Genomic DNA, 12,975 nt, shown 5'->3' with positions numbered 1-12,975 from the left:
CCGGCGGCAGGACGCCTCTCCGGCACGCCGCCTCCGTGACCGGCCTTGTCCGGCTCAGACGCTGGCCGCGCGGGTCAGACGCTGGACGCGGGCCCGCTCAAGGGCTGGACGCGGCCCGGCTCAGACGCCGAACGCCGCCGGGTAGCGGATGGTGCCGGACGGCACCGGCCGCGCCGGGTCGAAGACGAGCGCCATCATGTACTGGTCCTCGACGTCGAAGGGCGCCTTGATGCCATAGCGAGAAGCGGGGACGAAGCCGAAGCGCGGGTAGTACGTGGCGTGACCGAGCACCAGGACGAGGTTCTCGCCCTGCTGCCTGGCGGCGTCCAGCCCGGCGCGGATGGCCGCCGAACCGGCGCCGCGCCGCTGCGCCTCGGGCCGTACGGCGCACGGCCCCAGCGTGAGAGCCGGAACGCCGTCGACGTGGCAGCGGGTGAGCAGCGAGAACCCGGCGATGGGGCCGCCGGGCTGCTGCGCCACCCACGAAAGGCCGGGCAGCCACGCCGCCGGGTCGGCGCGCAGCGCCTCGACCAGGTCGGCCTCGTGCGGGGTGGGGAAGGCCGCGAGGTTGACCTCGCGGATCGGGGCGAGGTCGGCGGCGGTCTCGGGGCGGGTGATCCAGGAACTGGTCATCGCTGGTGGGTGTCCGTTCTGTGCTCGCCTGCGGTGGCAGGGCATGGCTGATGGAGGGGTTCGCCGGAGCCGGGCGTCCGTGCGCGCGCGGCGGCGACCTGGGCGCGGGAGTCCGCGCTCACGATTGCTGGTCCCGGAACCTGTAGGTGGCGCGCAGATGCCTGGTGATGGCCTTCTGCCGGTCGGTACGCTCGCCGCGTAGCCGGGCGTCCGTGCGCGCGGCCGCCCACGCGTTCTCCCGTTGCAGCTTGCGGTAGCTGTCGAGGCGGCGCTCGGCCAGCTCGCCCGCCTGGATGGCCGCCTGGACGGCGCAGCCGGGCTCGGTGCCGTGCGCGCAGTCGCCGAACCGGCAGTTCCGGGCCAGCTCCTCGATCTCGGCGAAGACCTGTTCCAGGCCGTCGGCGGCGTCGTACAGGCTGATCGCGCGCAGTCCGGGCGTGTCGATGAGGACGCCCCCGCCGGGCAGGGGCACCAGCTCGCGGCGGACGGTGGTGTGGCGGCCCTTGCCGTCCTGCGCCCGTACCTCGCCGACGGCCAGCCGCTCGTCCCCGAGCAGCGCGTTGCCGAGGCTGGACTTGCCCGCGCCCGAGGACCCGAGCAGGACCGTGGTGCCGCCGCCCAGCAGGGCGGTCAGCACGTCGATGTTCTCGCCGGTGGTGACGCTGGTGACCAGGACGTCCACGCCGGGAGCGAGCGTGCTCGCCTCGGCGTGCACGGCGGCGGCGTCGGTGGCCAGGTCCGCCTTGGTCAGGACGACCAGCGGCCGGGCGGAGCTGTCCCACGCCAGGGCCAGCAGCCGCTCCAGCCGGGCCGCGTCCAGGGGAGCGGCCAGCGAGACGGCGACGACGACGGTGTCGACGTTGGCGGCCAGCACCTGCCCGTGGGAGGTGCGTGACGCCGACGAGCGCACGATCGTGCCCCGGCGTGGCAGCAGGGCCACCAGCCGCGGCTCGCGCCCGGGGCGCAGCGCGGCCCAGTCGCCGGTGCAGGGCATCAGGAGCGGGTCGGACGCGTGCGGCACCGCGAAGGCGGCCCGTACAGGGCCGGACCCGGTGATCGCCTCGCACAGGCCGCGATCGACCCGGGCGATCCGGGCCGGTTCGAGCCCGGCCTCGCGGTGTTCGGCGAAGGCGTGGTCGAGTGATTCCGTCCATCCGTACCGGGACAGAGTGTCGGAAGGATCCGTGAAGAGGTTGGACAACGTGAGACACCTTGCGGGAAGGGGCCCCGACGAGACGCAGCCACCAGCCTCGCCTTGAGCCTTCCGGCTGCGGCGGGCGGGGAGAAATGGGTCAGACCGGGGCCCGGGACGTGAGGAATGTCCGGGCGCTGCACACGGCAGCGGTCTTCACCGCGGTCATCCAACCTCACCTCCCTCTCCATCCGAGATCCAACACCGAACGACCGGCAGCCTAGCACGTTCGGAGAAGGGCCGGTGAATGTGCACTCTACACATCCTGTGTATAGTCCAAACGGACTTAACGGGAAATAAGGTGATATAACGTGCATTCCGCGCCTACCTCGCGCTCCGGCGGCGGGATCGTCAGCGTGCTCGCCGTGGCCGGCATCGTCGGCTCCCTCATGCAGACCCTGGTGGTGCCGCTGATCGGCGAGCTGCCCCGGCTGCTCGACGCCGACGCGGCCGACACCTCCTGGGTGATCACCGTGACCCTGCTGGTCGGCGCGGTCGCCACCCCGGTGGTCGGCAAGCTCGGCGACCTGTACGGCAAGCGCCGCATGATGCTCGCCTGCGCCGTGCCGCTGATCGCCGGATCGGTGGTGTGCGCCCTCGCCGGATCGCTGATCCCGATGATCGCCGGGCGCGGCCTGCAGGGGCTGGGCGTCGGCATGATCCCGCTGGGCGTCAGCGCGCTGCGCGACCTGCTCCCGCCGCAGCGGGTCGGCCCGGCGATCGCGCTGATGAGCTCGTCCATGGGCATCGGCGGCGCGCTCGGCCTGCCGATCTCCGCGGCCGTCGCCGAGTACGCCGACTGGCGGATGCTGTTCTGGGGCTCGGCCGTGCTGAGCGTGCTGGTCGCCGTCCTGATCTGGCTGCTCGTCCCGGCCACGCCCGCCCACGGCCGCGGCCGCCTCGACGCCGCCGGCGCCGTCGGCCTCGGGATCGCGCTGGTCTGCCTGCTGCTGGGCGTGTCCAAGGGCGCCGACTGGGGCTGGGGGAGCGGCACTACGCTCGGGCTCCTCGGCGCGGCCGTCGTGGTGCTGCTGCTGTGGGGACTGTGGGAGCTGCGCGTCCGTGACCCGCTGGTGGACCTGCGCACCACCGCCCGGCCTCAGGTCCTGCTCACCAACGTCGCCTCCGTCCTGGTCGGCTTCGCCATGTACGCCCAGTCGCTGGTCGTCATGCAGATCCTCCAGCTTCCCGAGGCGACCGGCTACGGCCTGGGCCAGTCGATGCTCGCTGCGGGGCTGTGGCTGGCGCCGTCCGGGCTGATGATGATGGCGGTCTCCTCGCTGGGCGCGCGGCTGTCGGCCGCCCGAGGGCCCAGGACGAGCCTGTTCGTCGGCGCGCTGATCATCGCGCTCGGGTACGGAGCCGCGTTCGGCCTGATGGGGTGGTCGTGGGGACTGATGGTCGCCAGCAGCGTCGGAAACATCGGCGTCGGCCTGGCCTACGGCGCGATGCCCGCGCTGATCATGAGCGCCGTGCCGCAGAGCGAGACCGCCTCCGCCAACAGCTTCAACACGCTGATGCGCTCCATCGGCACCTCGGTGTCGGCCGCGGTGGTCGGCGTGATCCTGTCGCAGATGACGGTGACGATGGGCGGGCACGCGCTGCCGTCCGAGTCGGGGTTCCGTACGGCGCTGCTGGTCGGTTGCGGCGTCGCCCTGGTGGCCGCGCTGGTGACCCTGGCCCTGCCCAAGCCCCGGCACGCCACTGCGCCCGCGCCCTCCCCGGCGGCCACGACCGTCACATCGGACGCGGCGCGCAACGAGCGGCCACGGCCGCCCGCCGCACTGTCCTCTTCCGCGCTGTCTTCTCCCGCAGCGTCCGCGCCCGCGTCGCCCCCACCGCCCGCGCCCGCCTCACCCGCCGAGCCACCTGCCACGCAGGTCTGGCCGCCGGCTCCGGTGCGGATCGGGCACGAGGAGCTGGGCCCGTGGCGGGACGCGTTCCGCCCGCCCGCACCCGCCTGGAACGACCGGGCGGAGGACGAGCCCGCGCACCCGGCGAGCCCGCGCTCCGAGGTCGCCGAGCTGCGCGCCGAGAACAACACACTGCGCGAGGAGAACGCCGAGCTGCGCACCGCCAACGACGAACTGCGAGCCGAGAACGACGAGCTGCGCAAAGAGCTTGACGTGCTCATGCAGGGCCTGTCGGCCTGGGTCCAGAACCTGGCCGGCCGGACGGGCTGACCCGGTCTCTTCCCCCACCGGGGGTCGGGCCGGGAGTCGATCGCGTCCCGGCTACGTGCCGCCGGCCACGGTGACGACCCTTGTTTTTTCATGAATGCCGCCCCGCATGAAAAGGCCCGCCGACCAGAATGCCGGCGGGCCCTTTTATCAGATCAGCCCTTCTTGTGACAGTGCCACTTGTAGTAGTAGTGATAGTGGCCCTTCTTGTGGTAGTGGCCCTTCCACCGGTGCCCGGCCTTGTGCCACTTCTTGTACGAGTGCTTGTGCCAGTAGTAGCCGTGCGGGCACTTGGCGGTGGCACCGGCCGCGGTCACGCCGGTGGCGACGCTCGCCTGGGCGGGAGCCGTGGCGGCGATTCCGGTAAGGGCCAACGAGGCGGCGAGGACGCCGCTCGCGAGGAGCTTACGCATGATCCCTTCCTTTCCGTGAGACTGATTCTCACGATAAGAAGGTCATTGATTCCGCTCCATGCACTATTACGTTCTCGGTGACAATTGTCCGGACCGATTAATGTGCTGATCAATAAATGCATTCACCACCGTCATGCGCTCAGGGACCGCCAGATGCGCTCGGGCAGGACCCGCGCCGCCTCCGCCAGGTCGATCTCCGGCGCCCCCGCCAGCCACCTCCTGGTCACCTCGGCGACCGGCCCGACCAGCAGCATCTCCACCTGCGCCACGGGCAGCCGGGCGACCGTGCCGGCGTCCATGTGGCCGAGGATCCAGCCGTTCAGCCGCGCCAGCCGCGGCGCCTTGTCCGCCGCGATCCGCTCGGCGTACGGGCCGAGGTCGATCGCGTACGGCGCCGCGTGGATGAACCGGGCCTGGTCGGCGTGGCCGGCAGTGAAGCCCAGGTAGGCCGTCACCACGCGGCGCACGCCGTCGCGGGCGTCCGCCGCTTCCTCGACGGCCGCCACCAGCGCGTCGAGCAGCGCCCCCATGCACCGGCTGTAGAGCGCGGCGGCCAGCCCCTCCAGGCTGCCGAAGTGGTGGTATACGCTGCCCATGCTGACGCCGCTGCGCGTGGTCAGGGCCCTGAGCGTGAAGTCGTCCGGGTAGATCTCCAGGGCCGTGTCGAGAAGCTTCCTGACCGTCTCCTCGCTGCGCTTGTGCCGGGTCATCGCACCGCCGTCAGCGCCTCGGCCTCGTCCCAGATCCGCCGGGCCAGCTCCCCGTCCAGGGCGGGCCCCTGCAACGGGACCTCCTCGGCCTGGTCGAAGTAGCGTCCGGTGCCGGTGCCGCCCGCCAGGGCCACGACCGGCGCGGCACCCTCCTCGGCCGTCGCCCACCTGCGTTTCACGGCCTTCAGCAGCCAGCCCAGCGGGCCGCCGCGGTCGCCGAGCCCGGTGCGGATCACGCCCGGGTGCACCGCGTCGATCGTGATGCCCGCCTCCCGCCAGCGCTCGGCGAACAGCGGCACGGTCAGCAGGTTGCACAGCTTCGTGTCCGCGTACGTCCGCAGCGAGGAGAAGTCCGCCCCCACGCACGTGCGCCCGGGCTCGGCCCTGCCCTTGACGTACAGGCCCGCGCTGACCTGCACCACCCGCCCGAGCCGATCCTCCAGCAGGTGGTTGAGCAGGAAAGGCGCCAGATGGTTGACCGCGAACGACTCCTCCACCCCGTCGCTCGTCAGCACCCGGCGGGTGGGCCAGACGCCGGCGTTGTGCACCAGCACGTCCACGCGCGGGCACCGGGCCCGCAGCTCATCGGCCAGCCGCCGCACCGACGCCGTGGTGGTCAGGTCGCCCGCCACGAACTCGACGTCCCCCCGGACCTCCGCGGCGGCCCGCCGCCCGCGTTCCTGATCCCGCGCCACGAGCAACACCCTGTGCCCGTCGCCGGCCAGCCGCTCGCACACCGCGTGCCCGATGCCGCGGTTCCCGCCGGTCACCACCATCACAGAGGCCATGGCAGAGCATTTTTCTAAAGAATTGCTCTAATTTCAATGGGTGGGGACACCCTTCAGCACCGCGGTCGCGGCTGCGTGACCCACCTCGAAGGCGGCGTGCAGCAGCGCCGCGTCGCTCTCCAGGCGGCCGATCCCCGGCGAGGTGTCCGGCGGCCTGATGGACAGCACCGCGGGGCCACCGCTCAGGGAGGGGCCGTCGAGGTCGTGCTCGGCCAGGAGGCGGTCGTCGGCGGCCAGCCGGGCGTCCCGCGACAGGAACGCCGTCCGCAGCGCCGGGGGGTGGCGGCGCAGGCCGACGCCGGTGACGAGCCGCGCCCCCCACGACGGCGCCGTACGGGCGGAGGCCCGGTCGACCAGGCGGCGGGAGCGCAGGACGAGCACGTGGCTGGCGCCGTCGCGCAGCGCCCGGCGGAACGGGATCGACTCGGCCACGCCCGCGTCGTACAGGAGCCGGTCGCCGATGGCCACGGGCGGGCCGGCCAGCATCGGCAGGGCGGCGCTCGCCCGCAGGGCGAGCTGCAGGTCACGCTCGCAGGTCAGCGTCGGGTGCAGGTCCACCGCCTCGCCCGTCAGTACGTCGGTGGCCAGGGGGTGGAACTCGATCGGGGAGGCCAGCACGGAGGCGAAGTCGAGCGGGAAGTCGCGGACGTAGACGGTCTCGATCAGGCCGCGCACGTCCACGACGGGGCGGGCGCGCAGCACGTTGCCGCGGCGGATCAGCGCCTTGGCGAACACCGGGTCGGTCCAGCCGCGCAGCCCCTCCGGACGCGTGCTCAGCAGCCAGGCCCCCGAGATCGCCCCGGCGGAGGCGCCGTAGACGGCGTCGAACAGCGGCAGCAGACCGAGCTGCTGGATCGCCAGGGCCATGCCCGCCGACACCGTGCCGCGCATCCCGCCGCCCTCGATGGCCAGCGCCACCCGGTGACCGTCGGTCCGCTCGCCCGGCCGGCTCCCCTCGGCGGCGCGGCGCGCGAGCACCGCCAGCATCCGATGCCGGCTCCTGACGTCGTCCACAACGGTCTCCTCGGGCGCGCGATCAACAGGACCACGACAGATTACGCCGCGGCCGGCCCGCGCTCGTGCGAGGGTGCGCCGTCACCGGGATCAGGACGATCTCCCGCCCGGCTGCCCGCCCAGGGCGTGCCGCAGCGTGTAGCCGGCGGTGGCGTAGTCACCACCCTGGAGCTGGTCGGCGGAGAAGAACTCCGCCGCGCCGGGGATGCGGCCGGCGTAGGCCTCCGCGTCGTCGAGGGGCTGGTAGCCGAGCAGGCCGTCGAGCTCCCAGAAGCGGCGGGTGTTGGCCGACACCGCGTACGCGGCCGTGAAGGTGACGCCCGGCCGGGTCAGCGCGGCCCAGACGAACCCGGCGCAGTCGCGCGGGCTCAGCCAGGTGGCCAGGTGCCGCGGCTCGCTCGGCTCCGGCTCCAGGCTCCCGATGCGCAGGCACACCACCTGCACGCCGAACTTGTCGGCGTACAGCCGCCCCAGCGCCTCCACGGCGACCTTGCTGACGCCGTACACGCCGTCGGGCCTGGGCGGCAGGTCCGCCGAGACCATCCGCGCGGCCGGGTAGCAGCCGGTCAGCCGGTTGCTGCTGGCCAGCACCACGCGCCTGACCCCCGCCAGCCGCGCCGCCTCCAGCACGTGGTGCGTGCCCAGGACGTTGCCCTCCAGGAGGTCGGGCAGCGGCGCCTCGTCCGGCACCCCGGCCAGGTGCACGACCGCGTCGGCGCCCTCGATGAGAGGCCGCACGTCGCCGACGCCGCCCAGCTCGGCCTGGCGCACCTCCTCACCCGGCCCCGCCGCGGCCAGCGGCATCCGGTCGACCGAGATCAACCGGCGCAGCCGGCGCCGCAGCGGCTCGCGCAGCACGGACCCGACGCTCCCCGCGGCGCCGGTGAGCACGACCGTCTCCATCGTCATGGGCCGCAGTATGGCAGCGGCCACCGACACTCCCGATCGCGACCGGACTAGGGTGTCGGCGCATGGACACGGACAACTGGCTGGAGGACACCCGGACCTCCTACGACACGGTCGCCGACAGCTACGCCGCCCAGCTGCGCGAGGCGCTGGGCGAGCGCCCGTACCTCCGGGCGGCCCTGGCCCTGCTCGCGGACCTGGTCCGGTCCGCCGGGGGCGGACCGGTGGCCGACGTGGGCTGCGGGCCGGGTCATGTCACGGCCCACCTGCACGAGCTGGGCCTCGACGCCTTCGGCATCGACCTCTCCCCAGCGATGATCGACGTGGCCCGGCGCGACCACCCGCGGCTGCGGTTCGAGGTGGGCTCGATGACCGAACTCGACCTCCCCGACGCCTCGGTCGCCGCCGTGCTCGCCTTCTGGTCGTTGATCCACGTCCCCGACGACGAGATCCCCGCCGTCCTCGGCCACTTCCGCAGGGTGCTGCGGCCCGGCGGGACGCTGCTGGTCGGCTTCCACGCGGGCGACGACGAGTCGTCCCTGAAGACGCAGGGGTACGGCGGCCATCCCATGCGGGTGCACGTCCACCGTCGCCGGCCCGACCGGATGGCGGCCTGGCTGCGCGACGCCGGGTTCGCCGTCGAGGCCCAGCTGCTGATCGACCCCGGCGAACGCGTACCGGGGGCGATCCTCTTCGCGCGCTCGCCCGGCGGATCGGCGCGCGTCACCTGACGACGAGGTCCCCGTAGTCGCGCAACGTGACGTTCTCGGCGGTCCTGCGGGCCATGTTCGCCATCAGGTTCTTGCCCGGCAGGTACGGCAAGATCTTGTAGTAGCGGTTGAGGAACGCGGCCATGAAGCGGCTGCCGGGGACCATGAACCCGGCGACGCCGTCGCCCATCTTCACGCAGCCCGCCGCGTACTCCCGCATCTCCTCCTCGTAGCGGGCGAACGCGACGCGGTGGTCGCCGCGGGCGGCGGCCAGCTCGCCCGCCAGCACGTACGCGCCCACCAGGGCCAGCCCCGTCCCCATGCCCGACAGGGAGGACGGACTGTACGCGGCGTCACCGACCAGGGCGACCCGCCCGCGTGTCCAGGTCTCCATGCGCACCTGGCCGACCGAGTCGAAGAAGAAGTCGGGCGCGTGCCGCATCTCGCGCAGCAGGCGGTCGCTCTCCCAGCCGTTGCCCGCGAAGTGCTCGGCGAGGACGGACTGCTGCCCGGCCACGTCGCGGCGGTCGAGGTCCAGCAGCGGCGAGGCGAAGTAGAACGCGGCCCTGGCCTCGGTGTTTCCGCGGGCGCTGTACAGCGCGACGAGCCTGCCCGCGGTGCGGTAGGCGTGGCCGGCGTGGTCGAGGCCGAGATGGTTGGCCGTGGTGAAGATGGCGCAGTGGACGCCGAGGTGCTTGACGTGGCGCTCCTCGGGGCCGAACACGAGGCGGCGGGTGTTGGAGTGCAGGCCGTCGGCGCCGATGACCAGGCCGAAGCGGCGGGGCGCGGCTCGTTCGAACGTGACGCGCACCCCGTCGGCGTCCTCGGTGAGCGAGGTGATGGAGTCGCCGAAGACGTACTCGGTGCCCTGCCTGGTGGCGTCGTGGAGGATGCGGGCCAGGTCGCCGCGGAGGATCTCGATGTCCCCGGCGAACAGGTCGGCCGGCAGCTTGGCCTGGGGCTTGCCCGCGCTGTTGACGTACCACGTCGCGCCCATGCCGGTGCGGGCGCGTTCGACGGCGGGCAGCACGCCCATGCGGCGCAGCACCGTCAGGTGCGCCTCGCCGCGGAAGTCGACGGCGTAGCCGCCGTCGCGCAGCGCCGGGGCGCGCTCCACGACGGTGGGGCGGAAGCCGTACCGGTGCAGCCAGTACGCGAGGGCGGGGCCGGCGACAGAGGCGCCGGAGATCAGGACGTCGCGGTCGGTCATGCCGGTGAGCCTGCCGGGCGGGGCTCACCGGAGGCTCACCGCGCGCTCACCGCCTCGACGACCGGTTGGAGGCTCACCGCGGGCTGCCCGCCTCGACGACGGGTTCGAGAGTCCCCCCGCGCTCACCGCCTCGACGACGGGCTCGGGCAGGCCGAGCATGCGCAGCGCGTCCGGGACGGAGGAGCCGATGGCGGACGCGGACGCGGCGCTCTGCCGGTAGCGGGCGCGGGCGGTGGCGTGGTCCCCGCGTGCCTCGGCGACACGGCCCAGCCCGGCCAGGGTGCGTACCCGGTTGCCGACGCTCTTGACCCAGTGCGGGTCGATGCGTTCCAGCGCGTCGGTGTAGAGCCGTTCGGCCTCGGCCAGGTCGTCGTCCAGGAGGGCGAGGTCGCCGAGCCCGCGCAGGGCCGCGGCCAGGCCGGCGGGGCTGCCCGCGCGGCGGGCCAGGCCGGCGGCCCTGGCGTAGTCGGCTCGGGCCGCCTCGGGATCGCAGGCGGCGAGCTGGTCGCCCCGGTTGACCAGCAGGTCGGCGCAGTCGTCCAGGGCGCCGAGCTCGTCGGTGAGCGAGAGTGCCCGGTCGGTCAGCTCGACGGCCCGCGCGCGCTCGCCGCGCCCCGCCGCGAGACCGGCCAGGACGTCGAGGGTGAGCGCGGCGCCCCAGCGGTCGCCGAGCGCGCGGAACCCGTCGGCGGCCCGGCCGAAGGCGCGCTCGGCCGCCGCGGTGTCACCCTTGCCGAGCTCGCCGAAGCCCGACACGTACAGGGCGGCCGCACGCGCCCACGGCTCCGGGCTGTCGCGCTGGGCGCGGACGAGCTCGTACGCGCCGTGCGGCTCGGCCTCGCTCGCGTTGCGCATCATCCACAGCAGCAGGGCGGCCGGATACCTGCCGGCCAGGGTGCCAGGCCAGGCGGCGGCCAGCGCCTCGCCCGCCGCCGCGCGGTGCCGCTGCCAGGCCGGCCGTCCGGCGGCGGTGGAGGCGGCGACGAGCACGCACGTCGCGTACTCCTCGCCGAGTCCGGGCGGGGGAGCGTCGCCGATCGCGTCGAGCAGCGCGATCGCCTGCGGCGCGGCCGAGGCGGCCACGCCGCGGATCCACAGGTACGCCGAGGCCGCCGCGACCAGGCGCAGGGCCGTGTCCACCTCCCGCGCCTCGACCGACCGGCGCAGCGCCGCCAGCACGTTGTCGTGCTCGGCCACGAGGACCGGCAGCCAGGCGAGCTGCTCGGCCCGCCGCAGCCGCGGGTCGGCGGTCAAGGCCAGGTCCAGGAAGTACCGGGCGTGGGCACGCCGGGCGTCGGCACGCTCGCCGGCCGCCGCGAGCCGCTCGGCGCCGTACGCGCGGACCGTCTCCAGCATCCGCAGTCGGCCGCCGCCCACGCTCTCCAGGAGCGACTTGTCGACCAGCGACTCCAGCGTGTCCTCGTCGGTGTCGCACACCCGCAGCGCGGCCCGGGTCGTCGCCCCGCCGGCGAAGACCGTGAACCGGCGGGCGGCCCGCTGCTCGTTCTCCGACAGCAGGGCCCAGCTCCAGGCGACCACCGAGCGCAGCGTCCGGTGCCGCCGGTCGGGGGTTCGGTTGCCGCGGGCGGTGACGGCGAGCAGGTCGTCCAGCCGTCCCGCCAGGTCGTCCACGTCCAGGGTGCGCAGCCGGGCCGCGGCCAGCTCGATGGCCAGCGGCAGGTCGTCGAGGGCCGCGCAGATCCGCCGGACGAGCGCGGGGCCGGCGGCGAAGCCGCGCCGGGCGGCGCGCGCCCGGTCGGTGAACAGGCGTACCGCCGACTCGCCGTCCAGCGGGCGCACCTGCCGGACGTGCTCGCCGCCGATGCCGAGCGGCTCCCGGCTGGTGGCCAGGACCCGCAGCCGCGGGCAGGCCGCCAGGAGCCGCGCCACCAGCGCGGCCACCTCCTCGACCAGGTGCTCGCAGTTGTCGAGGACGAGCAGGAGCGCCCGGTCCGACAGCGCCGTGACCAGGCGCTCGACCGGCGTGCGCGGGCCCCCCGCGAGCTGGAGCCCGTTCTGGCGCAGGCCGAGGGCGCCCAGCAACGCCTGAGCCAGACCGGCGCCGTCGCGCAGCGCGGCCAGCTCCGCGAAACACACCTCACCGGTTTCGGCGGCGGCGGCCTCCACCGACAACCGGGTCTTGCCGACCCCGCCCGGCCCGGTCAGCGTGACCAGCCTCGCCGTCCGCAGCAGCTCGCCGACCTCGGCCAGCTCCGCGCCGCGGCCCACGAACGAGGTGAGCTGCGCGGGCGGGGCGGCGGGCGACGGGGACGGGCCGGCGCTCAGCAACTCCCGGTGCAGCCCCGCCAGCTCGGCCGACGGATCGGCCCCCAGCTCCTCGGCCAGCCGCCGCCTCGTCTCCTCGAACGCCACCAGCGCCTCGGCCTGCTCGCCGCAGGCGGCCAGCGCCCGCATCAGCAGCGCCGCCGGCCGCTCCCGCAGCGGGTGGCGGCCCACCAGCTCACGCAGCTCAGGCACCAGCTCCCGCGGCTCGGGCACCGACTCGTGCGGCTCGGGCAGTTCGGGTGCCAGCTCGGGCAGCTCGTGCGGCTCGTGCGGCTCGGGCAGTTCGGGTGCCAGCTCGTGCGGCTCGTGCGGTTCGAGCGCCGGCTCGGGCACAGCCGCGTGGTGCTCGCCGAGCCGCAGCTCCGCCTCGATCCGATCTTCCTGCGCGGCGAGCCGCAGCTCCTCCAGCCGTACGGCGGCGGCCCGCGCCGTCTCGCTCTCGGGCAGCTCGGCCAGCGCAGGCCCGCGCCACAGCCGGAGCGCCGCGCGCAGCAGCGTCATCGCCCGCCGGGCATCGCCCTCGCCCAGCGCGGCCCGCCCCTCGGCGGCGAGCCGCTCGAACCGGCAGGCGTCCACGTCGTCGTGCGCGACCACGATCCGGTAACCGGTGCCGGTCCGCTCGATCACGGCCGCCGCGCCCAGGGCCGCGCGCAGCCTGGACACCTGCGACTGCAGCGCGTGCGCCGACGGCGCCCCGTCCGGGCCGAGCTCGCCCGCCAGCCGGTCGGCCGGCACGGCCTCGCCGGGGCGGAGCAGCAGCAGCGCGAGCAGCGCGCGGCGGGACGGCCCGCCCAGCGGAACTTCGGCCCCGTCGTCGCGCCACGCCCTGGTCTCACCGAGGATCCCGAACCGCATGCCGGTGATTATCTCGCGGCGCGCCGAGCCGGAGGATCGCCGAGGTGCGCCCAGCCGGAGGATCGCCGAGGTGCGTCG

At 74.4% G+C, this 12,975-nt stretch carries 11 protein-coding genes; 2 read left to right on the top strand and 9 right to left on the bottom strand.

Translation table 11 applies throughout. The features are described from left to right. Positions 1 to 120 precede the first annotated feature (120 nt). Both AB0I79_RS37140 and rsgA read right to left on the bottom strand, forming a co-directional pair. Positions 121 to 633 carry an N-acetyltransferase gene (locus AB0I79_RS37140; protein ID WP_357883771.1) on the bottom strand — a complete coding sequence of 171 codons (513 nt, stop codon included), beginning with the start codon at positions 631 to 633 and terminating at the stop codon, positions 121 to 123. A gap of 118 nt (positions 634 to 751) precedes the next feature. Next, positions 752 to 1,834: a ribosome small subunit-dependent GTPase A gene (gene rsgA / locus AB0I79_RS37135; protein WP_357883769.1), complete on the bottom strand. Its 1,083-nt coding sequence runs from the start codon at positions 1,832 to 1,834 to the stop codon at positions 752 to 754. 302 nt (positions 1,835 to 2,136) lie between these two features. Here rsgA and AB0I79_RS37130 point away from each other — a divergent pair, with 302 nt between their 5' ends. Then, entirely contained in the window at positions 2,137 to 4,008 is a 1,872-nt protein-coding gene (locus AB0I79_RS37130) for an MFS transporter (protein ID WP_357883766.1), read from the top strand. A gap of 152 nt (positions 4,009 to 4,160) precedes the next feature. Here the strand turns inward: AB0I79_RS37130 and AB0I79_RS37125 are convergent, their stop codons facing one another. The 5 genes from AB0I79_RS37125 to AB0I79_RS37105 all read right to left on the bottom strand — a co-directional run bounded on the left by AB0I79_RS37125 (position 4,161) and on the right by AB0I79_RS37105 (position 7,839). Continuing rightward, positions 4,161 to 4,418 (bottom strand): hypothetical protein, encoded by a 258-nt coding sequence (locus AB0I79_RS37125; protein WP_357883763.1) that lies wholly within the window; start codon positions 4,416 to 4,418, stop codon positions 4,161 to 4,163. A gap of 131 nt (positions 4,419 to 4,549) precedes the next feature. Continuing rightward, positions 4,550 to 5,128, bottom strand: coding sequence for a TetR/AcrR family transcriptional regulator (locus AB0I79_RS37120; protein WP_357883760.1), 579 nt, complete (start codon positions 5,126 to 5,128; stop codon positions 4,550 to 4,552). Continuing rightward, positions 5,125 to 5,916: an SDR family NAD(P)-dependent oxidoreductase gene (locus AB0I79_RS37115; protein WP_357883757.1), complete on the bottom strand. Its 792-nt coding sequence runs from the start codon at positions 5,914 to 5,916 to the stop codon at positions 5,125 to 5,127. Before AB0I79_RS37115 ends, AB0I79_RS37120 begins: the two co-directional genes overlap by 4 nt. Positions 5,917 to 5,949: 33 nt before the next feature. Further along, the gene (locus tag AB0I79_RS37110) at positions 5,950 to 6,930 is read right to left on the bottom strand and encodes a patatin-like phospholipase family protein (protein ID WP_357883754.1); all 981 of its coding nucleotides are present in this window, start codon (positions 6,928 to 6,930) and stop codon (positions 5,950 to 5,952) included. Positions 6,931 to 7,020: 90 nt separating this feature from the next. Beyond that, positions 7,021 to 7,839 carry an NAD(P)-dependent oxidoreductase gene (locus AB0I79_RS37105; protein WP_357883751.1) on the bottom strand — a complete coding sequence of 273 codons (819 nt, stop codon included), beginning with the start codon at positions 7,837 to 7,839 and terminating at the stop codon, positions 7,021 to 7,023. Positions 7,840 to 7,901: 62 nt separating this feature from the next. Between AB0I79_RS37105 and AB0I79_RS37100 the strand changes: the two genes are divergently transcribed. Further along, entirely contained in the window at positions 7,902 to 8,567 is a 666-nt protein-coding gene (locus AB0I79_RS37100) for a class I SAM-dependent methyltransferase (protein ID WP_357883748.1), read from the top strand. On the opposite strand, the gene AB0I79_RS37095 is transcribed toward AB0I79_RS37100, so the two are convergent. Both AB0I79_RS37095 and AB0I79_RS37090 read right to left on the bottom strand, forming a co-directional pair. After that, on the bottom strand, positions 8,560 to 9,756 hold the full coding sequence (locus AB0I79_RS37095; RefSeq protein ID WP_357883745.1) for an FAD-dependent monooxygenase: 1,197 nt from the start codon (positions 9,754 to 9,756) through the stop codon (positions 8,560 to 8,562). The two genes, AB0I79_RS37100 and AB0I79_RS37095, sit on opposite strands and share 8 nt — an antisense overlap. Positions 9,757 to 9,780: 24 nt before the next feature. Then, positions 9,781 to 12,897, bottom strand: coding sequence for a BTAD domain-containing putative transcriptional regulator (locus AB0I79_RS37090; protein WP_357883742.1), 3,117 nt, complete (start codon positions 12,895 to 12,897; stop codon positions 9,781 to 9,783). Between the last annotated feature and the right edge of the window lie 78 nt (positions 12,898 to 12,975).

The organism is Nonomuraea sp. NPDC050202, assembly GCF_040656115.1.
GTDB lineage: Bacteria > Actinomycetota > Actinomycetes > Streptosporangiales > Streptosporangiaceae > Nonomuraea.
The sequence above is the reverse complement of the archived record's forward strand: the minus strand, read 5'-3'. Positions and strand labels throughout refer to the sequence as shown.

Coding starts and splice junctions, on each gene's coding strand:
- AB0I79_RS37140 (WP_357883771.1), bottom strand. CDS start 633: ATGACCAGTTCCTGGATCACCCGCCCCGAGACCGCCGCCGACCTCGCC.
- AB0I79_RS37125 (WP_357883763.1), bottom strand. CDS start 4,418: ATGCGTAAGCTCCTCGCGAGCGGCGTCCTCGCCGCCTCGTTGGCCCTT.
- AB0I79_RS37120 (WP_357883760.1), bottom strand. CDS start 5,128: ATGACCCGGCACAAGCGCAGCGAGGAGACGGTCAGGAAGCTTCTCGAC.
- AB0I79_RS37115 (WP_357883757.1), bottom strand. CDS start 5,916: ATGGCCTCTGTGATGGTGGTGACCGGCGGGAACCGCGGCATCGGGCAC.
- AB0I79_RS37105 (WP_357883751.1), bottom strand. CDS start 7,839: ATGACGATGGAGACGGTCGTGCTCACCGGCGCCGCGGGGAGCGTCGGG.
- AB0I79_RS37100 (WP_357883748.1), top strand. CDS start 7,902: ATGGACACGGACAACTGGCTGGAGGACACCCGGACCTCCTACGACACG.
- AB0I79_RS37095 (WP_357883745.1), bottom strand. CDS start 9,756: ATGACCGACCGCGACGTCCTGATCTCCGGCGCCTCTGTCGCCGGCCCC.
- AB0I79_RS37090 (WP_357883742.1), bottom strand. CDS start 12,897: ATGCGGTTCGGGATCCTCGGTGAGACCAGGGCGTGGCGCGACGACGGG.